Source organism: Stenotrophomonas sp. YJH_SMC_94-11, assembly GCF_059370435.1.
Genome location: NZ_JCAFTR010000006.1, coordinates 1 through 22,034, shown reverse-complemented (window position 1 = coordinate 22,034; position 22,034 = coordinate 1). Strand labels below are relative to the sequence as shown.

Below are 22,034 nucleotides of genomic sequence, written 5' to 3'. Positions count from 1 at the left end.
CCTCTCCAATTCATTGTTGTCCATCACCGCCTCACGGATCCAACCGGTAGAACACCAGCCCGTCCGGGCCCACGGCTACCGGCTCTTCGCTGGCGCCCAGTTGCCGGTAACCGGTCAGACAGTACTGCCCATCCATGACCCGCGCATCACTCTGTCCCGGCAAGCGGTGTGCCAGCAGGTGGGTGACTCCGGCTCGACGGAGCATCGCACGGGTCTGCTCCGCCTGCGAACGGCAGAACATTGAACGCAGGTCCCTGGCGAAGTAGCCGTAGCCCGAACCCAGCCTGACGTTGAACAGGTAATCACGCTGGGCGAACGGCAGATAGGGAGTGACATACATCGACGGCAGCACCCAGTCCTCGCGTCCGTTAAGCACGATCGCATAGGCAGGCGCCAACACGACCGCGTCATCTGGCAGTTGGCTCTCCGCGCGCCGGAACGCACGCACATCCGCCTCGGTGATCGGGAACGTCCAGCCCTGATCAGACGGGGTTACTCCCTTGATATCCACCAGGACGAAGGCGGCGACCAGCGCCACCGCCACGCCACCCACAAGCACGTTTACCGGCACGCGAACCCAGCGCCGCGCTGGCAACGCCGGGTAGCGCCACTGCAGCAGCGCATCTGCAGTCATCACCAGCGTCGCCAGCAGCAGGGACCAGTGCAGGAGCACCGCGTACATGCTCAGCAGGCCGATGTAGCGCTGCGTGTACGTGCTCAGCAGGCTGGCTTCAAGCGTTTCGTGCCCCAATGCAAGCGTGGTGATGTTCGACACGCGAAGCGCCACGGCCACGGCAATGATCAACGCGATCTGGGCAGCCAGCAGCATCGAGAACGCGCGGCGGCGCCGGATCGCTTCGGGCGCGATGGTCAGCATGGCCACCGCAAGCACGGAGGTGATCGCAATCAGCAGACGCGTCACCGGCAACAGCCGCTGCCCCATCAACTGCTGCGACTCGGGCAGATACTGCATGCCGAAGCCGGGTTGGGGCCCATACCACAGCTCCCAGCGCAGTACCTCCATGATGTGCTCGAGGAACGCATCAGAGGTGCGGCTGAGTTCGGCCGGGGTGGCCAGCATGTGCAGCCCCAGTGTCTGTTCCACGAACTGGCGTACCGGTGGCAGCGCTTCTGCCATCAGTTGCAGGTAGTAGGGATCGGTGACCAGCAACAGGCCGCCGAGCAGGCCGCCGCCGACCATGCCCAGCAACGGAACGGCAACCTTGCCGCGCATCGCCCGGGCACGCCACCACAACGGGGCCATCAGCAGCAGCCAGGCCGGCACACTGAAACTGACAAAGCCAATCGCCAGCGATGGGTTGAGCTTGGCCGCCATGGCCCCGGCCAGCGGCAGGCTCAGCCAGGCCAGCAACCACGAACGAAGCGAACGTGCAGGCTCGAGCCAGGCGAACATCGCGCACAGGACCGGCAACAACAGAGTCGAGAAGGCCGCCAGCCGCCCGGTGCTGTTGAGATCGTCCACCGGGTACAGGAACATCGTGCCGCGCAGGATGGCGTAGCCCAGAACCACCGCAAGCAGGGCCGACCACATGCCCTGCGCAGGGTGGGACAGCGCCCGCGCCCGCATCCACAGGAAGATCACTTCCACGAACGCGAACACGGCCAGTGTCGCCTGCAGCACCGGCTGGATCTTCAGGAACGGGCCAATGTGCGCACCCAGCCCCGGCCAGGCCCACAGTGCTGCGAACAGGTGCAGCATTTTCGGGTACTTTTCCAGCCAGTCTGTATGGCCTGCAGTCAGCTTCGGATAGCCCGCATTGAACAGATCCAGGGCGAATGCAATGTGCTGATGCGTATCCAGGCCCAGGGCACCGGCGCGCAGGGAGTAGTGCGTCGCCGCCTTGAGCAGCACCAGCGCAGCCAACAGAGCGAGCAGCAGCCATGCCGGGCCGCCGAGGCGGTGCGCCTGGCGTGCCTCCGGCGCGCACGGCTTCCGCCACATGACGGTGACGGAAGCTGCGACCACGGCCAGGCACATCAGGGAAAGACCAAGAGGCAGGCCCAATGCCCGCCCCCAAACCCAGGTCAACGGTGCCAGCAGCAGCCAGAGCACCACCAAGCCTGTCTGGCCCAGCAACACGCGCACGAAGATCGCCGGCGACTGCAGCACCGCATCCAGCCGGAACATCCGGGCGACCAGCTCGCCCAGCCCCGCCATGCCGGCAAAACCGACGGCAAGCAGCAGCAGGAACTGCGCCTGCTCACCACTGTGCACAAACGGCACGGCGAGCAGGGCCAGGATCACGACCGGCAACAGGTAGGCGCGCAGAGTCTGGCCGCGCACCGGCCACACAGGGGCATCATTCACAATCAAGATTCCATCTTCAACCTCACGCCTCAAGGCGCAAGGCGTCCATTACATCTTCGGCGATCCTGTCGAAACTCCCCGCGCGCAGCAGCGGATGTTCCAGGCACGCAATCGAACCCGGCATCATCTGCCTCCGTTCGCATGCATCGACCTGGGCCATCAATGCCGCACAGATCGCCTCCGGAGTCATCGATTCCAGCGAGACGATGTTCTCTGTCGTCTCGTCCAGGCGCTTGTTGTCATAGCGATTGGTGACCACGCCCATTCCGAACGCGGCCATCTCCAGCGGTGGATAGCTGGGATGTGGCGACACCATCAAGGACAGTCCCAAGGCCGAAGTGGACAAGAGCTCAGCGTAGGCATCGATGTTCAACTTGCCCAGTGCCTTCAGACTGAACGGTCCCAGGTCCAGGTCGGACTGCAGCTCGCCGGGCGCGGCGACCTCCCACTGTGCTGCACGTGCGTCCTTCCATCCCCACAGGCGCAATCCTTCACAGATCAACTCGAACGCATTTCGCGGCGTACCAGGGCGCGCATAGACCACGATGCGGCGATCACGCGCCGCCGGCGCATTGCGGACCTGTTGCAGGGCCGGCCGAAGGCCGTCATGCAGCACCGGCTCGAACACCGAGCGCTGCGCGTAGCGCAGATCGTGCTGTTCAAAGAAGTCGGCAAGCAGGCCCGTATTGAAAATTCCGATGTCACGATCGCAGCGGTAGGTACTCAAAGCCAATGCGTACTGGCTGGACCATGGATAGAATCCTGGCTCGAAATCCTGGATCAGGTAGACCATCGGGCGGTCAACGCCGCCATTGCTGCCCTGCCATTGCAACATCCGCTGGGCCGCGTATGCGGTCCACCAGGCGGTTGCCACCCAGATGTCCTCGCCGGCAACCGGCAGGGTCTTCTGATAGCGATCGCTGAACGGTACGATCTGGCGCATCGCACTGGAGGTCTGGTCTGCCGGGACCAGCGTATGGTCGGAGAAGCGCGAAAGTGCTTCTTCATCCGGTGAACTGTCGACCAGCACGATCCGCGATGCGGGGAAATGCCGGCACAGCTCACGATAGATCAGCACGGCCGTGTGGATGCCGCCGAAGTAATGTTGCTTATTGATCGACGGCAGCACCAGATTCAGCCGCTTGCCTTCCCAGGCATCATGCCTGGGCGTGCACGGGGTGATCTCAGCGACGTTGGTACTGGGCGTGGGCGCGCCGGGAGCGCTTGCATCCAGCCGCGCGGCGACGCGCCGCAACAGGTTACCCAGGCGACTCATTGCACGCTCCCGCGCAGACGGGGCGACGAAGCCATGTAGTCCAGGTTCGGGCTGAAGAACGGATCACCTTCTTCGCGATACGGCGAATACGCTTCGGCCGAGCGCACGAAGTCGCTCTCGGGGATCGCACGCGGATCACGCGTCTTGGACTCGTGATGGATCATCACCGCGCGTGCGACGTAAACGGTGGCAAGGCCGCGTGCATGCGCACGCAGGCACAGCTCCACATCGCTGCCGCAGACAATGAAGGATTCATCGAACCCGCCCAGCGACTCGAACGTGTCACGCGCCACCACCATGCAGGCCCCCGTCACGGCCAGCACCTGGCGCTGCAATACCGGCGACACAAACAGATTCTGGTTGTGCACGGGCGCCTCGCCCTTGAAGACGTGGTCGGCCCAGCCACCCATGCCGATCACAACACCGGCATGCTGGATGGTGCGGTCGCCGTACAACAGCAACGGACCGCACACGCCCACGTCCGGTCGCAGCGCATTTTCGGCAAGCCGCTGCAGCCACTGTCCGTCGATGATCTCGGTATCGTTGTTGAGGAAGACCAGAACCTCGCCACGCGCCTCGCGGGCAGCCAGATTGTTCAGTGCCGACCAATTGAACGGTACGTCTGCGCGGATCACCCGGAAGCTGTCACGGCGGGACATCGCTTCCAGCCACTGCAGGGTCTCATCCTGGGTTGAACCATTGTCGACAACGATGATCTCGAAGGCGCGGTAGTTCGTCTTCGCGTACAGCGATTCCACACAGGTACGCAACAGGTCCAAGCCATCGCGGGTCGGGATGACGATGCTGGCCAAGGGCCCCTTGTCCGCATACGGATAGCGAACGTCATAGCAGAACAGCTGTTCGCCATCGTCCACCTGCGCCCCGGGATGGATTGCCTGCACATGCTGCAGCAGCGCGCGGCGACCGGCGTGGTGCGCATAGGGCTTGGAGCCGGCATTGGCCGCGGTGGAACCGGCGTGCGCGCGCCAGTGGTAGAGCACCTTGGGAACATGCGCGATGGTGGCGCCAGCTGCCGCACAGCGAAGCACCAGATCGTAGTCCTGCGAGCCGTCACAGTCACTTCGCAGCCCACCCAGCTGATGGACCAGCGCGGTGTCGAAACTGACCAGGTGTCCCAGATACATCTGCGACAGGAACAGGTCCAGATTCCAGTCGGGCTTGAAGTACGGATGGCGAAGGCGGCCGTCTTCGCCCAGCACATCATGGTCGGTATAGACGACACTTGCCGATGTGGCCACATGGCACGCGACCACCGCAGCCAGTGCATCCGGCTCCAGCAGGTCATCATGGTCGAGGAAGGTGATCCAGCGCCCCTTGGCCAGTGCTACCGCAGCGTTGGTCGTGGCCGCAATGCCCTGCCGTTCGCTTGAGCGTGAAACACGCAGGTTCGGCAACCGCCGCGCCAGTTCTTCCAGCACGCGTGCCACGTGCGGTTGATCGGACGCGTCATCGTGGATGCACAGCTCCCAGTTCGAGTAGGTCTGTGCTTCGACGCTGGCCACGGCCTCGCGCAGGAACACCTCCGGCGTGTTGCAGACCGGCATCACAATGCTGATCAGGCCGGCGTCGGCCGGAACCGTGGCCGGCGCCTGCTGGCGCAGCCATTCGGTGTAAACGTCCGGAGGCGTGGTCGCTGCTTGTGTGTGCGATCCATTGGCATACGCGAGAATCGCCCGGGCCAGATGCTTGGGGCCCCTGCTGGCAGCACGGGCCAGAGCAGAGAGGATGGTGCCGACAGAAACACCCTGTCCCTGCGCGCGACGAATGCTCCAATAGATTCCGCGAAGCAGATTACCCATCTTGGACATCAGGCATTACCTCGTTGATTCAGTACGATCACTTTTCGGTTGCCCCATCGCATCAAGACACGCCCCAACCCACCAGCGCGCCAATGACGAGGCACCCCAGCGCCAACCCCACCATTGCGGCCTTCCACTTGCGGCGCGAGCGCTGGTAGTCCGCCGTGCGCTGCTGCAGGCGCTGCTGGAGCTCACGTTCCACATCCAGTGCCCGCAGACGGGCGATCTCTGCGGCCTCCACCAGTTCGCCAATGCGCGCCTGGGCGCGCTGCGCCTGCTGCTGCTCATTGGCAATATGCGCCTTGAGCTCCTGCTCCCGTTGCTGCCATTCCGCATGCTGCGCGATCCAGTTGGCGCTCGCCTCATCCTTGCTCTGCTGCAGCTGCTGCGCATAGGCGGCGGTGGCACCCCACTCGCGCTTGGCCACAGCAAGATCGGTGACGTAGGCATCCAGCAGCCGCGCCGTGGACTCCCATTCCCTCTCGGAATTGGCAGTACGCACAGCGAGGTCACGCAACCCGCCCGCAAGCCCGGTCAGCAGCGCAGTCGCTTCCACGTCGAGTTCGGAACGGAACGGCGGATTGGCCTGGAGGCGCGTGGCATCGCTCTGCAGTCGCACCGCCACGCAGTACTCGCGATAAGGTTGGTCACTGTGGTCGCCGGCGAACACCCGACTGTTGTAGAGACGGTCGGCGGCGCTAACCAATGGTTCCAGCTCGGGGAACTTCACCTTGATGAAATGAGCGCCCATCAGGCTGGACCACAATGCGGCATTGCCCTGGCCGAAGCGCAGCACCGTCATGCCAGCGCTTTCAAATGCGGCAACGATTTCGGCGGTGTCGACCAGGCCGAACTCCTTGTGCTCCTGCAGCCAGACGTAGTCCTCGCCGAACAGCTCATGCCAGCGGCCATTCGCATCCAGTTCCGCATCGCGCACCCAAGGCTGGTCCGGCGGGAAGCCGACAATGACCGCACGGCCGGCGACACGCGCCATTTCGGTAGCGGCCTTGGCACGCAGAGGAGCGGGAATATGCTCAAGCACGTCCAGCGAAACCACCGCGTCGAAGCCCTGCTCCGGGAAAGGCAGCGCAGTGGCGTCTGCCACAACGAAGTCCTTCTCGTCCCCTTCGGCATGCAGATCGGTGTACAGGAACGTCGCCTGTGGCAGGAACTGCCCGAGCAGGCGCTGACGGTTGGCCCCTACTTCCAGCACCCGCGGCGCAGGCAGATCCAGCGCTTGCAACAGGTGCGTCGCCGCACCGTAGCGCTGGTAATGGTCAAAGGGAATTTCAAGAAGCGTCGGGGTCATGGACCTTCCACTCATGCGGGATATAGACCACGCCCTCACTGAAGTAGGGTGCGGCCACGGTGAAGACGCTGGCTTCGGACAGATAGTCCAGGCAGACCAGGCCCTTGTCAGTGAACAGTCCCACGTCAACGCGGTAGCTGCCGGTCAGCAGGGTCATCGATGGAATGCAATAGCTGACGCGATGAGACCCCCGCGAGGTGGGAATCACCACCCGCTCAAGATAGGTATTGGGACCAAAGATGTGCAGGCCATCCATGCCCTTGATCGCGACCCCCAGCAACAAGCCATCGACCACTTCATCGCCAACGGTATAGCTGATGTCCACCGTCAACGGCTCGAAGGGCGCGAGCATGTCGGTACTCAGTGCAACCGTTTCAAGGTGGGCCGGGATGCTGCCCGGGGCTGGTGCCTGGCGGACTTCCGCGCCCTCTGCCACAGCAAGGTCCTTGCCCAGTTCATAGTCGCGGAAGCGGTCGGCGACGAAGCTGGCTTCGCCATGCAGCTTGACCTTGCCGCCTTCCAGCCACAACGCGGTCTGGCAAAAACGTTTGACCTGTTCGAGCGAATGCGACACAAACAGGATGGTGGCGCCCCGTGCACGGATCTGTTCGATGCGTGCAAGGCATTTCATCTGGAAGCGGATGTCACCCACCGACAACGCTTCATCGATGATCAGCACATCCGGTTCGGTGTGGATGGCCACCGAGAACGCCAGGCGCACATACATGCCGCTGGAATAGGTCTTGACCGGCCGGTCGAAGAAATCGCCGATATCCGCGAAGTCGATGATCGACTGAAGCTTGTCGTCCACCTCTTTGCGGCTCAGTCCCAGCAGCGACGCACTCAGGTACACGTTGTCGCGGCCGGAGAAATCCGGATTGAAACCCGCCCCCAGCTCGAGCAGCGCGGCGAAGCGCCCGCGGATACTGACCGAGCCCGACGTCGGACGCACCGTGCCGCACAGGATCTGCAGCAAAGTCGACTTGCCGGCGCCGTTGCGACCGATGATGCCGACCGTTTCTCCCTTGGGCACGACCAAGGTGATCCCATCCAGCGCTCGGAAAGTACGGCTGGCCCGATCACCGGATGGCTTCAGCAGCGACAACAAGCGGTCGCGCGGGTTGGCATAGACCGGATAGTCCTTGGTCACGTCCAGCACTTCGATGGCCGCGTCAGGCGTGGCCTGCAACGTGGTGGTCTGCGGGTTGTTCATAGGACGTCCGAGAAGCCGCGCGAGAGGCGACGGAAGAGCGCGTAGGCCAGCATCGCCGCCACCACGGAAAGCAGGAAGTGCGGCAGCAGTGTCGCCATATCAGGCGCCGAGTTCTGGACAGTCACCGCACGCAGTTGTTCGATGGGCGTGACCAGCGGGTTGAAATATACCAACCCCCTGGCCGCCTCTGGCATCGCATGCGCCGGGAAGAAGATAGGACTGAGGAACAACAGCACGCTGCTGAGGATGCCGACAAACTGTCCGATGTCGCGCAGATAGACCCCGAGCGCCGACAGCGACCAGGCTATCGCAAGCAGCATGGGCGTCATTTCAAGCAGGATCAGTGGCGAGGCGAGCGCCCACGCCGACGGCAGCCCCGACTGCCAGGTCTGCGCGACCAGCAGGATAGTCAGGCCGATGCCGGCGGTCGTCAGCGCTGCGGCCACCTTCACCATCGACAGCACCGGCAGGGGAAAGACCACCTTCTTCACGAAGTTGGGTTGCCCTGCGATGATCCCAGGGGCCGTGATCAGCACTTCCGACAGCAGCGTGAACGGTACCAGGCCCGCAAACAGCATCAGCGCGAAGTCGCCGGTGGATTCGGCACCCGCCCATCGCGCCTTGAATACGCCACTGAACACCAGCGTATAGACACACAACATCAGCAACGGTTGCAGAACCAGCCAGAGAACACCCAATGTGGTGGTGCGGTACCGCGCTGCCAACTCACGCCCCAGCAGCTGGCGGAACAGGAACAGGAGATTGGCGTGCTTCTGCATGGATCAGCTATTCCCTGCCGACAGCGCATTTTCCAGATCCACCTGCAAATCACCCAGCTCTTCCACCCCCACGCTCAGCCGCACCAGTGCATCACTGATCCCCAGCTGCTCCCGACGCGCCACCGGGATCGAGGCATGCGTCATTACCGCCGGATGGTTGACCAGGCTTTCCACGCCGCCCAGCGACTCGGCCAGGGTGAACAGCTCGGTCTTCTCGCAGAAGCGCTTGGCCGCCTCGAACCCGCCCTTGAGCACGATCGAGACGATGCCGCCGTAGCCGGCCATCTGCTTGCCGGCCAGTTCATGCTGCGGGTGCGAGGCCAGGCCCGGGTAGATCACCTTCTCCACCGCCGGATGCTTTTCCAGCCATTGGGCCAGCGCCAGCGCGTTGGCGCAGTGTGCCTTCATGCGCAGCGGCAGGGTCTTCAGGCCACGCAGGGCGAGGAAGCTGTCGAACGGGCCCTGCACGCCACCCACCGAGTTCTGCAGGAACGCCATCTGTTCGGCCAGTTCGGCGTTGTCACCGACCACGACCATGCCACCGACCATGTCCGAATGGCCGTTGAGGTACTTGGTGGCCGAATGCAGGACCAGGTCCGCGCCCAGTTCCAGCGGGCGCTGCAGCATCGGCGAGGCGAAGGTGTTGTCCACCACCACGATCAGGCCATGGCGCTTGGCGATGGCAGCGACCGCGGCGATGTCCACGATCTTCAGCATCGGGTTGGTCGGGGTTTCAATCCAGACCATCTTCGTCTTCGGCGTGATCGAGGCTTCAAAGGCCGCCAGATCGGTCAGGTCGACGAAGCTGAAGTCCAGCCCGGCGGTACGGCGGCGCACGCGCTCGAACAGGCGGAAGCTGCCGCCGTAGATGTCGTCCATCGCCACCACGTGGCTGCCGGCGTCCAGCAGCTCGATCACCGTCGAGCTGGCCGCCATGCCCGAGGCGAAGGCGAAGCCACGGGTGCCGCCTTCCAGCGAGGCCACGCAGCGCTCATAGGCAAAGCGCGTCGGGTTGTGGGTACGCGAGTACTCAAAGCCCTGATGCTCGCCCGGGCTGGACTGGGCATAGGTCGAGGTGGCGTAGATCGGCGGCATCACCGCGCCGGTGCTGGGATCGGGCGACTGGCCGCCGTGGATGGCCAGCGTGGCCAGGGCCAGCGCGCGGTCGGGCGAAGAGGAGTTGGACATGTCGTTTCCTGAATGGCGCCGACGTGCGGCGCCGTCAAAGGATCGGGAGTCTATCAGCGCAGCCTTAACGAGCTTTGACGCGAATAAACCGGAATTCAGCGGTGAACGGCAGCGATCAGCGGTTTACTGCACGCGACGGCGCAGATAGTTCAGCAGGTCGATGCGGGTGATCAAGCCGAGGAAGGCGTCACCGTCCATCACGATCGCCACCTGCCCGCGGTCGAACACCGGCAGCAGGGCCTCGATCGGCGACTTCACGTCCAGCCGGTCCAGCTTGCTGACCATCGCGGTGGACACGGTGTCGCGGAAGCGCGCTTCGTCACCATAGACATGCAGCAGCACGTCGCTTTCATCGACGATGCCGACCAGCTGCTCACCGTCCATCACCGGCAGCTGCGACACGTCATACAGCTTCATGCGCTGGTAGGCGGTGGTCAACAGGTCGTTCGGACCGATCACCACCGTGTCGCGCTGGCCGTACGGACGCAGGATCAGGTCGCGCAGGTCACCGTGCTGCGGGCGCTCCAGGAAGCCGTTGTCCAGCATCCAGTAGTCGTTGTACATCTTCGACAGGTACTTGTTGCCGGTATCGCAGACCAGCACCAGCACCTTCTTCGGCGTGGTCTGCTCCTTGCAATACTTCAGTGCCGCGGCCAGCAGGGTGCCGGTGGACGAACCGCCGAGGATGCCTTCCTTGCCCAGCAGCTCGCGCGCGGTGTGGAAGCTCTCGGCGTCGCTGATGGCATAGGCCTTCTTGACGCGGCTGAAGTCGGAGATCGAGGGCAGGAAGTCCTCGCCGATGCCCTCCACCAGCCAGCTGCCCGACTTGTCGTTGAGCACGCCGTCGTTGATGTACTCGGCCAGGATCGAGCCGACCGGATCGGCCAGCACCAGCTCGGTCTTGGGCGACAGCCTGGCGAACGCACGCGACAGGCCGGTCATGGTGCCGGAGCTGCCGCAGCCGAACACGATGGCGTCGAGGTCACCGCCCATCTGCTCGAGGATCTCCGGGCCGGTGCCGAACTCATGCGCGGCCGGGTTGTCCGGGTTGCCGAACTGGTTGATGAAGTAGGCGCCCGGGGTCTGCTCGGCGATGGTCTTGGCCAGGTCCTGGTAGTACTCCGGGTGGCCCTTGGCGACGTCCGAACGGGTCAGGCGCACTTCGGCGCCCATCGCCTTCAGGTTGAAGATCTTTTCGCGGCTCATCTTGTCGGGAACGACCAGGATCAGCTTGTAGCCCTTCTGCTGGGCCACCAGTGCCAGGCCCAGGCCGGTATTGCCAGCGGTACCCTCGACCAGGGTCGCCCCCGGCTTCAGGTCACCCCGCTGCTCCGCTGCCTCGATCATCGACAGGCCGATGCGATCCTTGATCGAACCGCCCGGGTTGGCGCTCTCGAGCTTCAGGTAAAGCTCGCAGACGCCGGTGTCCAGGCGCTGGGCCTTGACGATCGGGGTCTGGCCGATGAGTTCGAGGACGGAAGAATGGATGGGCATTCGGAGGACTTTCGATTCGCGCCACGCAGGGCCGGACCGATGATTATCCGACGGATGGCGCTGAATGTCAGGTCGGCGCGGGCATGCCGCCCGCCGTCCCGTAGAGGGATGCGGACGGCCCCGGGTCGACGAGGAGACCGGTACCGCCCGCATCGGTGAGTTGTGCCTGCAGGCCAAGGCACCACCGCCTGTGGTGCCTTGGCGCGGCCGCCTCATCGGCGGTGCCGCGATGCCGGGGCAGGAGCGCCCGGCCGGGCCATCGATGGCCGGGTCACGCCGTTCCGGGCGTGACGGGGTGCGTCAAAGCGTGGGGGACGTCGTTGGGAGCGGTGTTTCGTACATTCGCAGAAGTCGTTGCTTGGCCAGCAGCTTCTCGCGCTTCATGCGACCCAGGGTGACATCATCGATCGGGAGTACACCCAGCTCCGCGTCCATGCACTTCTTGTTCAACTTGCGGTGCTGGTCATGGAGTGCCCTGAACTCCGGATCACGCGCGCGACGTGCGTCGATCTCGCTCTGGGGCTGATCTTCAAACATGATGGACCTCCTTCGACAGATACACGAACGCCCCGGCCGCAAAGCACGGGGCGTTGTTCATGGAGGAGTGCCGGCCGATGGCCACCTGGACGCCTGCAACGACCTGCGGCACTGGCCTGCGCACGTCGATCTGCTGCGGTTCGCGCCCTGCTTGCATCGGCCCGGCCCTCCCATCGTCCGGTCCGCGGCATTGCGTCCCGGACGATTGACCCTACGCCTGCTCAAGGCGGGGTACAAGGCCCCTGCGTCAAAAAGACCGAACCCCGCCGGGGCGGGGTTCAGGCTGAATGCTCATCGCAACGAAAAACAAACAATATCAATGCATTACGGCGCGATGATGACCTCGGCCGAGCGCGCCCGGGTGGACGCAGCCTTCTTGCCGCTGACCTGGATCCGGTTGCTGGCGACACCACCCGCGACCAGGGCGTCGCGCAGCGCTTCGGCACGCTTCTGGCCCACGCCGTTGGCGCTGTCGTAGGCCTCGATGCGCAGGCGCCCCTTCTTGCCGATGTTCAGGTACTCGGCCAGGGCCTTGGCCTGGTTGCGGGCGCCCCCCGACAGGCTGGAGGCGCCTGCGGCGAACGCGTCACCACCGAAGGTGAAGACCTCACCGCGAGCGTCGAACTTCGAACCGGGCAGCTTCTGCCCGGACACCAGCTCGGCTTCCTCCCGGGCCAGCCTGGCAGCGTTCTGCTGGGCAGCGCTCAGACGCTGCTGCTGCTTGCCGGCCACGCTGGTCAGGGCATTCTCGGCGTCCTGGCGGGCCAGGGTCTCGGCCTCGGCCGCCTGGCGCAGGCGTTCGGCCTCCTCGGCCTGCATCTGCGCCTGCATGCGCAGCTGCTCGGCTTCCTGGCGAGCGCGGGCGGCATCGCGGCGGCTGGCCTCGATCAGCAGGTCGCTGCGGGTACGCTCCAGGCGGTCGACCTCGCGCGCGGCCAGCGCGGTGCGCACGGCGGTCTCGGCAATCTCCACCCGGCGCTCGGCCAGGTACGTGGCCAGCTCCTGGTCGCGACGCTTGGCCTTGTCCAGAGTGGCGATGGCCTGCTGCGCCTGCATGCGCTCGAAGGCGCCCAGCTCAGCGGTATCGGGGTTGGCCTGGATGGCCATCAGGCGCTGGCTCAGCTGCGCCACCATCGGGTTGTCGGCGGCCGTGGCCAAGGTCGGCAGCGCCAGCAGCGCGGCCAGGGTTGCGGCGGTCATCGGCTTCACCGGCGGTCCTCCCCGGTCGACAGCTGGCGCTGCAGCTGGTTGACCTCGTTGCGGCGCAGCTGCAGCTGCGCGGTGACGGTGGCTTCCTCACTGCGGACGCGGGCCAGGTCGGCATCGGCGGCGGCGCGCAGGGCCATCGCCGGGGCGTTCTTGCGCTCGCGGCGGTCGCCGGCGGCGCGCTGGGCCTGCTCCAGCCCCTGCCGGGCCAGCCCGATCAGGTCCGGGGCGTACTGGTCGGCATCGGCCTGGGTGGCCTTGTCGACCGCCTGCCGGGCCTGCGCCAGTTCCAGGGCAGCGTCCTGCGCCCAGGCGGGGGCAGACAGTGCGAATGCAAACGCCATCACATACAGGCCATGGCGCATTCGTGCGAAGCTAAGTCGTTTCATTGGGGAGGCCGTACCGGTTGTCGGTTCACGGCCATTGTCGTCAAGCCGACACCGTGCTGGCAACGGGCGTCGGCCGTTTCGTTGGGGAAAATTCGCAATGGATATCGGCTACTTCCTGAAGCTGATGACCGAAAAGAACGCTTCGGACATGTTTCTGACCACCGGGGCACCGGTCTACATCAAGATCGAAGGGAAGCTCTATCCGCTGGGCAACACCGGCCTGCCGCCGGGCATGGTCAAGAAGATCGCCTACTCGCTGATGGACGAGGGCCAGGTGCCGCAGTTCGAGCGCGAGCTGGAGCTCAACATGGCCATCGCCCTGCCCGATGCCGGGCGCTTCCGCGTCAACGTGTTCAAGCAGCGGGGCGAGGTCGGCATGGTCATCCGCGCCATCCGCAGCCGCATCCCGAGCATCGAGGAGCTGAACCTGCCGCAGGTGCTGAAGGACGTCATCATGACCCCGCGCGGGCTGGTGCTGGTGGTGGGGTCCACCGGTTCCGGCAAGTCCACCTCGCTGGCGTCGATGATCGACCACCGCAACAGCACCACCACCGGTCACATCCTCACCATCGAGGATCCGATCGAGTACCTGCACAAGCACAAGATGTCGATCGTCAACCAGCGCGAGGTCGGCCTGGACACCCACGCCTTCCACAACGCGCTGAAGAACGCGATGCGTGAAGCGCCGGACGTGATCCTGATCGGCGAGATCCTGGATGCGGAAACGATGGAGGCGGCGATCGCCTTCGCCGAGACCGGCCACCTGTGCCTGGCCACCCTGCACTCCAACAACGCCGACCAGACCATCGAGCGCATCCTCAACTTCTTCCCGGAAAGCGCGCACAAGAACGTGCTGATGAACCTGGCGCTGAACCTGCGTGCGGTGATCAGCCAGCGCCTGGTGAAGAACAAGGAGGGCCGTCGCCTGCCAGCCACCGAGGTACTGATCAACACGCCGATGATCCGCGACCTGCTGCGCCGCGGCCAGGTGCACGAGATCAAGGCGGCGATGGAAGCCTCGCTGGAAGAAGGCATGGAGAGCTTCGACCAGTGCCTGTTCCGGCTGGCCAAGGCCGGTACCATCGAGCAGGAGGAAGCGCTGCGCGCGGCCGACTCGCGCGATGGCCTGGCCCTGAAGTTCCGCCTGTCCGAAGGCAGTAGCGGCGAGCACGACCCGTACGCCGATTTCTCGGCAGGCGCACCCAGCATCACCCACGGCTTCTGATCCCACGAAAAAGGGGACGGAGGGGATTAAGTCGTTTGTGCACTTGCGACTTGATCCCCCGTCCCCTTTTTCTGAAGAATTCAGGGGCGGTCTCATCCAATGAGACCCCTCATCCGTAGGTTTCCTCAATGGAAACCATCCGCAAGCTGGCCATTCTGGCTGATGCCGCCAAGTACGATGCCTCCTGCGCCTCCAGCGGCTCGGGCAAGCGCGATTCGCGCGCCAGCGGCGGTATCGGCAGCACCGAGGGCATGGGCATCTGCCACAGCTACACGCCCGATGGCCGCTGTGTTTCGTTGCTGAAGATCCTGCTGACCAACTTCTGCGTCTACGACTGCGCCTATTGCGTGAACCGGGTTTCCAGCAACGTGCCCCGTGCACGTTTCAGCGTGGATGAGGTGGTCACGCTCACCCTGGACTTCTACAAGCGCAACTACATCGAGGGCCTGTTCCTGTCCAGTGGCATCATCCGCAATGCGGACTACACCATGGAACAGATGGTGGAAGTCGCCCGGCAACTGCGCGAAGAACACCGCTACGCCGGCTACATCCACCTCAAGACCATTCCCGAGGCCTCGCCGGAACTGCTGGCCAGTGCCGGGCGCTATGCCGACCGCCTGTCCATCAACGTGGAACTGCCCACCGAAGCCGGCCTGAGCGCCTTGGCGCCGGAGAAGACGGTTCATTCCATCCGTGGCGCGATGGGGGAACTGCGCTGGCGCATCGAGGAAGCCAAGGAAGCTCGCAAGGCCCCCGCAGCGGTGGCACCGACGGCCAGCCGCAGCACTCGCCCGCGCCTTCCCCGTTTCGCACCGGCCGGGCAGAGCACCCAGATGATCGTCGGCGCGGACGGGGCAAACGACCAGCAGATCCTGGCCAGCGCCGACAGCCTGTACGGCAACTACCGCATGCGTCGGGTCTACTACTCCGCGTTCAGCCCGATTCCGGACGCCAGCCGGCAGCTGCCACTGCAGCCGCCACCGTTGCAGCGCGAACATCGCCTTTACCAGGCTGACTGGCTGCTGCGCTTCTACGGGTACGGCGTGGATGAGATTACCGATACCACCCAGGACGGCATGCTCGATCTGGATATCGACCCGAAGATGGCCTGGGCAATCCGCCATCCCGAGCGCTTTCCGGTCGATCTGAACCGGGCACCGAAGGAGATGCTGCTGCGCGTGCCCGGCCTTGGCGTGCGCAACGTCAAGCGCGTGCTGATGGCACGCCGTCACGGGCGGCTGCGCGTGGCCGACATCGCACGCCTGAAGGCACCGATGAGCAAGCTGCTGCCGTTCGTGCTGCTGGCCGACCATCACCCGCGCAAAGCACTGGACGATCCGGCGGCGCTGCGCGCGCAGCTGGCCCCGCCGCCGCGACAGGGTTCGCTGTTCGATGCCCCGTCCGCAGCCTGACGCGCAGCGCTGGTCGCTGCGGGTGGATCCGCCATGGTCGCTGGAGGCCTGGCGCGGCGGTGCACGCGAAGCCCTGCTGCGCGGCGTCGCGCCGGAGCAGCTGGACTGGCTCGAGGGCAGCGACGCATCACTGCTGGACGCGCCAGCGGTCACCTCGGCGCCCGCACAGGCCGACGCTGGCGCACCGACGGTACCGCGCGACTTCCTGGAGCTGGCGGACACCTGCCTGTGCCATCGCGACGGACAACGCATGGCCCTCCTGTACCGGTTGCTGTGGCGCATCGCCCATGGCGAACGCTCGGTGCTGTCAAACCCTGCCGATGCCGACGTACTGAGGGCGATGGCCATGGCCCAGGCGGTCCGCCGCGACACGCACAAGATGAAGGCATTCGTGCGCTTCCGCGAAGTGCCTGGCCAGCCTGATGCGTTCATCGCCTGGTTCGAGCCACAGCACCACATCGTCGACCGGGTCGCGCCGTTCTTCGCGCGCCGCTTCACCGGCATGCGCTGGGCCATCCTCACGCCTTCGCGCAGTGCCTCCTGGGATGGGCAGGCGCTTGCCTTCGGCCCCGGTGCACGACGCGAGGATGCCCCGGCCGAGGATGCACGCGAGTCGCTGTGGCAGACCTATTACGCCAGCATTTTCAATCCGGCCCGGCTCAACACGCGGATGATGATGCAGGAGATGCCGGCCAAGTACTGGCGCCACCTGCCTGAAGCCCGATTGCTGCCTCGCCTGGTACGCGACGCCGCCGACCGCGTGCAGGAAATGCATGACCGTCCCGCGCAGGCACCGCAACGCAGGATTCCGCTGCGAGCGAACCCTCCGGCACCGGCAGCCGAAGCCAGCAGCCTGGACAATCTGCGCGGACAGGCCAGCGCCTGCCGCCAGTGCCCGTTGTGGGAGCAGGCCACGCAGACCGTGTTCGGACAGGGGCCGGCAGGGGCCGGGGTGATGCTGGTCGGAGAGCAACCCGGTGACACCGAAGATCTGCGTGGGCAGCCATTTGCAGGACCTGCCGGCCAGGTGCTGGACCGCGCATTGGCGGAACTGGGGATCGATCGCGCCACGCTGTACCTCACCAACGCGGTGAAGCACTTCCATCACGAGCGGCGCGGCAAGGTGCGGCTGCACAAGCGGCCGGAGAGCCGTCACATCCAGGCCTGCCGGCCCTGGCTGATGGGTGAGATCGCGCGCGTGCGGCCCCAGGTGATCGTGTGCCTTGGCGCGACAGCGGCAGCCTCGGTGTTCGGCCATGATTTCGACCTCTCGCGTGACCGCGGGCGCTGGCACACCCTCGAGGACGGCACGCGCGGCTACGCCACGGTGCACCCGGCATGGGTGCTGCGACAGACCGACGATGCCCGCCGCGAGGAGGCCTACCGGTTGTTCCGCGATGACCTGGCCCGATTGCAACAGAAAGGGGACGGAGGGGATTAAGTCGTAAATGCACTTACGACGTGATCCGTTCCGCCCCCTCTGCTTTCAGGCGGCGTCGGGCTGGTTTTCCGGGCGTGCGCGGTCGAAGGCGTCCAGCGCCTGGCAGGCCGCTTCGATGCGGCGCAGGGTCGGGTACGGTGCCAGGTCCAGGCCGAAACGGTGGGCGTTGTACAGCTGCGGCAACAAGCAGATGTCGGCCAGGCCAGGGCGGTCGCCGTGGCAGAAGGTGCCGGTGTCGCGGCTGTTGGCCAGCATCGCTTCCATCGCGTCAAAGCCTTCGGCGATCCAGTGCAGGGTCCACTGCGTGCGGGTGTCGGCAGGCAGCTGCAGGTCGCGTTCCAGGTACTGCATCACCCGCAGGTTGTTGATCGGATGGATATCGCAGGCCACAAGCTGCGCCAGCGCCCGCACCCGTGCGCGGCCCGCAGCGTCGGCCGGCAGCAGCGGCACCTGTGGGAAGCGCTCTTCCAGGTACTCGATGATCGCCAGCGACTGGGTCAGCGTGTGCCCATCATGCAGCAGGGTCGGCACCAGCTGCTGCGGATTGAGCGCGCGATAAGCCTCATGGTGCTGCTCGCCACCGTCGCGCACCAGATGCACCGGCCGCGCCTCCCAGGCCAGGCCCTTCAGCTCCAGGCCGATGCGCACGCGGTAGGCGGCGCTGGATCGCCAGTAGGTGTACAGCACGATGCCGTCGTCGACCGGGATCTCCATCGCCGCCTCCATGCTCAGGGCTTGGCCGCCTGTTCGATGCGCTGCTCGATCGCACCGAAGATGCTGTTGCCGGCAGCATCGAGCATCTCGATGCGGACCACGTCGCCGAAGGACATGAACGGCGTGCTCGGCTTGCCGTCACGCAGGGTCTCGACCACGCGCTGCTCGGCGAAGCACGAGGCACCCTTGCTGGTGTCTTCGTTGGCGATGGTGCCCGAGCCGACAATGGTGCCGGCACCCAGCGGGCGGGTCTTGGCCGCATGCGCGACCAGCTGGGCGAAGTTGAACTGCATGTCCACGCCCGCCTCCGGCGCACCGAACCACTGGCCGTTGATGTGGGTCAGCAACGGCAGGTGCACCTTGCTGTCCTGCCACGCAGCGCCCAGCTCATCGGGGGTGACGAACACCGGCGACAGCGCCGAACGCGGCTTGGACTGCAGGAAGCCGAAGCCCTTGGCCAGCTCCCCCGGGATCAGGTTGCGCAGCGAGACATCGTTGACCAGGCCGACCAGCTGGATGTGGCTGGCGGCCTGTTCCGGGGTGGCCGCCATCGGCACGTCGTCGGTGATCACCACGATCTCCGCTTCCAGGTCGATGCCGTAGTCCTCGCTGACCACCTTGACTGCATCGCGCGGGCCGTAGAAGCCTGCGCTGGTGGCCTGGTACATCAGCGGGTCGGTATAGAAGCTCTCCGGCACCTCGGCACCGCGGGCGCGGCGCACGCGCTCGACGTGCGGCAGGTAGGCGCTGCCATCGACGAACTCATAGGCACGCGGCATCGGTGCGGCCAGCGCCTGCGGATCGAGGTCGAACACGCCATCGGCGTCGCCAGCGTTGAGCGATTCGTACAGGGCGTTCAGGCGCGGTGCGATGTGGCTCCAGTCCTCCAGGGCCTGCTGCAGGGTGGCGGCGATGCCGGTGGCGCGCACGCCGTGGCGCAGGTCACGCGAGACGACGATCAGGGTGCCGTCGCGGCCGCCTTCCTTCAAAGAACCAAGCTTCATGGGTGGGTGTCCGGAGTCGTGGGCAAACAAGTTTCAAGTGTAATCAAATCTGCGGCGGCGCCAAGCTGCAGCGCGGCATCGGCCCACCCTACCGCAGGAGGGGGTTCGGCAGGGCTTGCAGCCCTGCACCTGCTTCAAGCCAAGGCAACAGCCGATGCAACAGCAACAGCGGACATTCCGTGGAATGGCGAGGCACTGTGGGTTTGCGGGGACGCCACCGGACCCACCCCGCCATCCCTCAGGAAACCCGCTTTTGACGTTGACGTCGCTTTGGCCTCTGCGGGTACAGGGCGCAGCCCTGCAGAGAGAACCCCTTACCTGAACGGGGCTTTTTGCGCGAGGTCTCAGCCATCGGTTAGACTAGGCAGGTCTGCAGCGGCCGTCCGTTTCCCTCCGGGATCGCCGGCGACCAGGGTCCGCCCTCTTCGCCCGCCCCCACTCCGACGCCGTTCGTCACGCATTCCAGCCTGCGCTTCGTGCCGGCTGCACCCAACTTCTCGCAGCGCGGTTCACGGGAACGCTCCGAGTCAGCCGATCACTTTGATCTGCCCCCGTCTGTCCGCTCGGACAGGCGTTTCTTGTACCTGGAGCAATCTCAATGTCTTTTGAATCGCTGGGCCTGGCGCCCTTCCTGCTGCGTGCGCTTGCCGAGCAGGGCTACGAAACCCCGACCCCGATCCAGCAGCAGGCGATCCCGCTGGCGCTGGCCGGTCGCGACCTGCTGGCCGGCGCACAGACCGGTACCGGCAAGACTGCTGCGTTCGGCCTGCCGTTGCTGCAGCACCTGGGCACCGCCTCGCAGGAGGTGCGTGCCGGCCCGCGCAAGCCGCGTGCGCTGATCCTGGCCCCGACCCGCGAACTGGCTACCCAGGTGCATGACAGCCTGCGCGGCTACAGCAAGTACCTGCGCATTCCCAGCGCCTGCATCTACGGCGGTGTCGGCATGGGCAACCAGCTGGACATCCTGCGCCGTGGCGTGGACCTGCTGGTGGCCTGCCCGGGCCGCCTGATCGACCATCTGGAACGTCGCAGTGTCGACCTGTCCGGCATTGAACTGCTGGTGCTGGACGAAGCCGACCGCATGCTCGACATGGGCTTCCTGCCGTCGATCAAGCGCATCCTGGCCAAGCTGCCGAAGCAGAACCGCCAGACCCTGCTGTTCTCGGCCACCTTCGAGGACAACATCCGCCAGCTGGCGCTGGAGTTCATGCGCAACCCGGAACAGATCCAGGTGACGCCGAAGAACACCGTGGCCGAAACCATCACCCATCGCGTGCATCCGGTCGATGCCGGCCGCAAGCGCGACCTGCTGCTGCACCTGCTGGCGCAGGACAGCCGCGAGCAGACCCTGGTGTTCGCACGCACCAAGCACGGCAGCGACAAGCTGGCCACGTTCCTGGAAAAGTCAGGCATCAAGACCGCGGCGATCCATGGCAACAAGAGCCAGGGCCAGCGCCTGCGTGCGCTGGGCGACTTCAAGGCCGGCCGCGTGACCGTGCTGGTGGCCACCGACATCGCTGCGCGCGGCATCGACATCAACGAGCTGCCGAAGGTGATCAACTTCGACCTGCCGATGGTGGCCGAGGACTACGTGCACCGCATCGGTCGTACCGGCCGCAACGGCGCGACCGGCCAGGCGATTTCGCTGGTGGCGCAGGATGAAGTGAAGCTGCTGCGCGCGATCGTGCGCCTGCTGGGCCGCGACATGGACATCCGCGATGTGCCGGGCTTCGAACTGCAGGTTCCGATCCGCTGGGGCAACAGTGCGCCGGGCAAGGCCGAGCACGATACCGGCGAGCGCGCACCGCGCAAGAGCCACGCACGCCGTCCGCACGGTGATGCACCGCGCCATGCGCATGCCGGCCCGAAGAAGGCCGGTGGTGGCCGTCGCGAGGGCGGTGGCAACGGCCAGCAGCGTGCGGGTGCAGGCGCCGGTCAGGGCCAGCGTCGTGGCGGTGGTGGTAATGGTGGCGGCCGTGGCCGTGGCCGCGGCCAGGGCGGCGGCGGCAGTCGCGCCGGCTGATCCCAGCTGCCAGGGAGGGTGCTTCCCGCTGCGCGGGGGGCTATCGAGGGACGGCGCTGACGCGCCGTCCTTTTTTTTTGCTGGCTACCGTGAGTAGAAGCCGGCGGTGTGCTGCGCTGAGGGCGGATGGGCGTGGGGCCAGCGCAAAACACGCCGTAAACCCATCCATGGGGGCTCGGTCGGCGCATCCATGCGCCTCACGGTTTTGCGCTGGCCCCACGCCCATCCGCTTCAAGCATTGCCCGCGCCTTCTTCTCCCGCCGGGTAGCCGGGAGAAGAAAGATCAAATTCAAAGTCAAAAGCCGAAGCCGCAATTCTTGGCTTTGCCTTTGCGTTTGCCTTTGCTTTTGCCCTTGCTCTCGCCTTGGCGGTTCGATGCGTCCGCGCCCGCAGGAAACTGTCATGGGAGGCAGGGGGCCTCAGCCAGGACCGTTGGCGCCAAGGATGGCGCCATCGAGCCCCCATGGATGGGTTCACGGCGTGTCCTGGCTGAGGCCCCCTGCCTCCCAAGCGCAACAACGACTCGGAGCCAAATGATCTGGCCCCCCGTCAGCGGACGCCAAGAAGCGATACTTTGATCGCACCTGGAGGTCCCTTATGTCCCGTATCACCCGTCGTAGCTACACCGATGAGTTCAAGCACCAAGCCGTGGAGTTGGCCGAGTCGCTCGGGCCT

17 protein-coding genes and 1 pseudogene are annotated in these 22,034 nt (G+C 65.4%); 4 read left to right on the top strand and 14 right to left on the bottom strand.

The window, feature by feature from the left end:
• Positions 1–31 precede the first annotated feature (31 nt).
• The 12 genes and pseudogenes from AC5P74_RS11870 to AC5P74_RS11815 all read right to left on the bottom strand — a co-directional run bounded on the left by AC5P74_RS11870 (position 32) and on the right by AC5P74_RS11815 (position 13,516).
• Positions 32–2,329 (bottom strand): hypothetical protein, encoded by a 2,298-nt coding sequence (locus tag AC5P74_RS11870; RefSeq protein WP_495204941.1) that lies wholly within the window; start codon positions 2,327–2,329, stop codon positions 32–34.
• A 22-nt stretch (positions 2,330–2,351) separates the two neighbouring features.
• Positions 2,352–3,605, bottom strand: a complete 1,254-nt coding sequence (locus AC5P74_RS11865) for a rhamnosyltransferase WsaF family glycosyltransferase (protein ID WP_457853211.1) — start codon at positions 3,603–3,605, stop codon at positions 2,352–2,354.
• Positions 3,602–5,434: a glycosyltransferase family 2 protein gene (locus AC5P74_RS11860; RefSeq protein WP_372485292.1), complete on the bottom strand. Its 1,833-nt coding sequence runs from the start codon at positions 5,432–5,434 to the stop codon at positions 3,602–3,604. The genes AC5P74_RS11865 and AC5P74_RS11860 overlap by 4 nt, the downstream gene beginning before the upstream one ends.
• Before the next feature lie 52 nt (positions 5,435–5,486).
• Positions 5,487–6,419 carry a wsae gene (locus AC5P74_RS11855; RefSeq protein WP_495204966.1) on the bottom strand — a complete coding sequence of 311 codons (933 nt, stop codon included), beginning with the start codon at positions 6,417–6,419 and terminating at the stop codon, positions 5,487–5,489.
• A pseudogene (locus AC5P74_RS11850) lies at positions 6,420–6,734 on the bottom strand (class I SAM-dependent methyltransferase); the annotation flags it as partial.
• The gene (locus AC5P74_RS11845) at positions 6,715–7,947 is read right to left on the bottom strand and encodes an ABC transporter ATP-binding protein (protein ID WP_005415166.1); all 1,233 of its coding nucleotides are present in this window, start codon (positions 7,945–7,947) and stop codon (positions 6,715–6,717) included. The gene AC5P74_RS11845 and the pseudogene AC5P74_RS11850, both read right to left, overlap by 20 nt.
• Complete coding sequence (locus AC5P74_RS11840; RefSeq protein ID WP_005415165.1) at positions 7,944–8,726, bottom strand: ABC transporter permease; 783 nt, start codon at positions 8,724–8,726, stop codon at positions 7,944–7,946. The genes AC5P74_RS11845 and AC5P74_RS11840 overlap by 4 nt, the downstream gene beginning before the upstream one ends.
• A 3-nt stretch (positions 8,727–8,729) precedes the next feature.
• Positions 8,730–9,914, bottom strand: coding sequence for a cystathionine gamma-synthase (locus tag AC5P74_RS11835; RefSeq protein ID WP_495204940.1), 1,185 nt, complete (start codon positions 9,912–9,914; stop codon positions 8,730–8,732).
• Positions 9,915–10,037: 123 nt separating this feature from the next.
• A complete protein-coding gene (locus tag AC5P74_RS11830) occupies positions 10,038–11,408 on the bottom strand; it encodes a pyridoxal-phosphate dependent enzyme (RefSeq protein ID WP_053497943.1) in 1,371 nt (456 codons plus the stop codon).
• A 300-nt stretch (positions 11,409–11,708) separates the two neighbouring features.
• Positions 11,709–11,945 carry an HP1242/YdcH family protein gene (locus AC5P74_RS11825; RefSeq protein ID WP_005407964.1) on the bottom strand — a complete coding sequence of 79 codons (237 nt, stop codon included), beginning with the start codon at positions 11,943–11,945 and terminating at the stop codon, positions 11,709–11,711.
• A 324-nt stretch (positions 11,946–12,269) separates the two neighbouring features.
• Positions 12,270–13,154 (bottom strand): OmpA family protein, encoded by an 885-nt coding sequence (locus AC5P74_RS11820; RefSeq protein WP_080375071.1) that lies wholly within the window; start codon positions 13,152–13,154, stop codon positions 12,270–12,272.
• Entirely contained in the window at positions 13,151–13,516 is a 366-nt protein-coding gene (locus tag AC5P74_RS11815) for a DUF4398 domain-containing protein (RefSeq protein ID WP_005415160.1), read from the bottom strand. Before AC5P74_RS11815 ends, AC5P74_RS11820 begins: the two co-directional genes overlap by 4 nt.
• Before the next feature lie 121 nt (positions 13,517–13,637).
• Here AC5P74_RS11815 and AC5P74_RS11810 point away from each other — a divergent pair, with 121 nt between their 5' ends.
• The 3 genes from AC5P74_RS11810 to AC5P74_RS11800 all read left to right on the top strand — a co-directional run bounded on the left by AC5P74_RS11810 (position 13,638) and on the right by AC5P74_RS11800 (position 17,618).
• Positions 13,638–14,765: a PilT/PilU family type 4a pilus ATPase gene (locus tag AC5P74_RS11810; protein WP_049416904.1), complete on the top strand. Its 1,128-nt coding sequence runs from the start codon at positions 13,638–13,640 to the stop codon at positions 14,763–14,765.
• Positions 14,766–14,893: 128 nt separating this feature from the next.
• Positions 14,894–16,177 carry a putative DNA modification/repair radical SAM protein gene (locus AC5P74_RS11805; RefSeq protein ID WP_346607658.1) on the top strand — a complete coding sequence of 428 codons (1,284 nt, stop codon included), beginning with the start codon at positions 14,894–14,896 and terminating at the stop codon, positions 16,175–16,177.
• Positions 16,158–17,618: a UdgX family uracil-DNA binding protein gene (locus tag AC5P74_RS11800; protein ID WP_346607657.1), complete on the top strand. Its 1,461-nt coding sequence runs from the start codon at positions 16,158–16,160 to the stop codon at positions 17,616–17,618. Before AC5P74_RS11805 ends, AC5P74_RS11800 begins: the two co-directional genes overlap by 20 nt.
• Positions 17,619–17,663: 45 nt before the next feature.
• Here AC5P74_RS11800 and maiA read toward each other — a convergent pair whose 3' ends face one another.
• Entirely contained in the window at positions 17,664–18,332 is a 669-nt protein-coding gene (maiA, locus tag AC5P74_RS11795; protein ID WP_053497949.1) for a maleylacetoacetate isomerase, read from the bottom strand.
• Between the two features lie 14 nt (positions 18,333–18,346).
• On the bottom strand, positions 18,347–19,336 hold the full coding sequence (locus tag AC5P74_RS11790) for a fumarylacetoacetate hydrolase family protein (protein ID WP_005415155.1): 990 nt from the start codon (positions 19,334–19,336) through the stop codon (positions 18,347–18,349).
• 598 nt (positions 19,337–19,934) lie between these two features.
• Between AC5P74_RS11790 and AC5P74_RS11785 the strand changes: the two genes are divergently transcribed.
• A complete protein-coding gene (locus tag AC5P74_RS11785) occupies positions 19,935–21,359 on the top strand; it encodes a DEAD/DEAH box helicase (RefSeq protein ID WP_053497951.1) in 1,425 nt (474 codons plus the stop codon).
• The last annotated feature ends 675 nt before the right edge of the window (positions 21,360–22,034 follow it).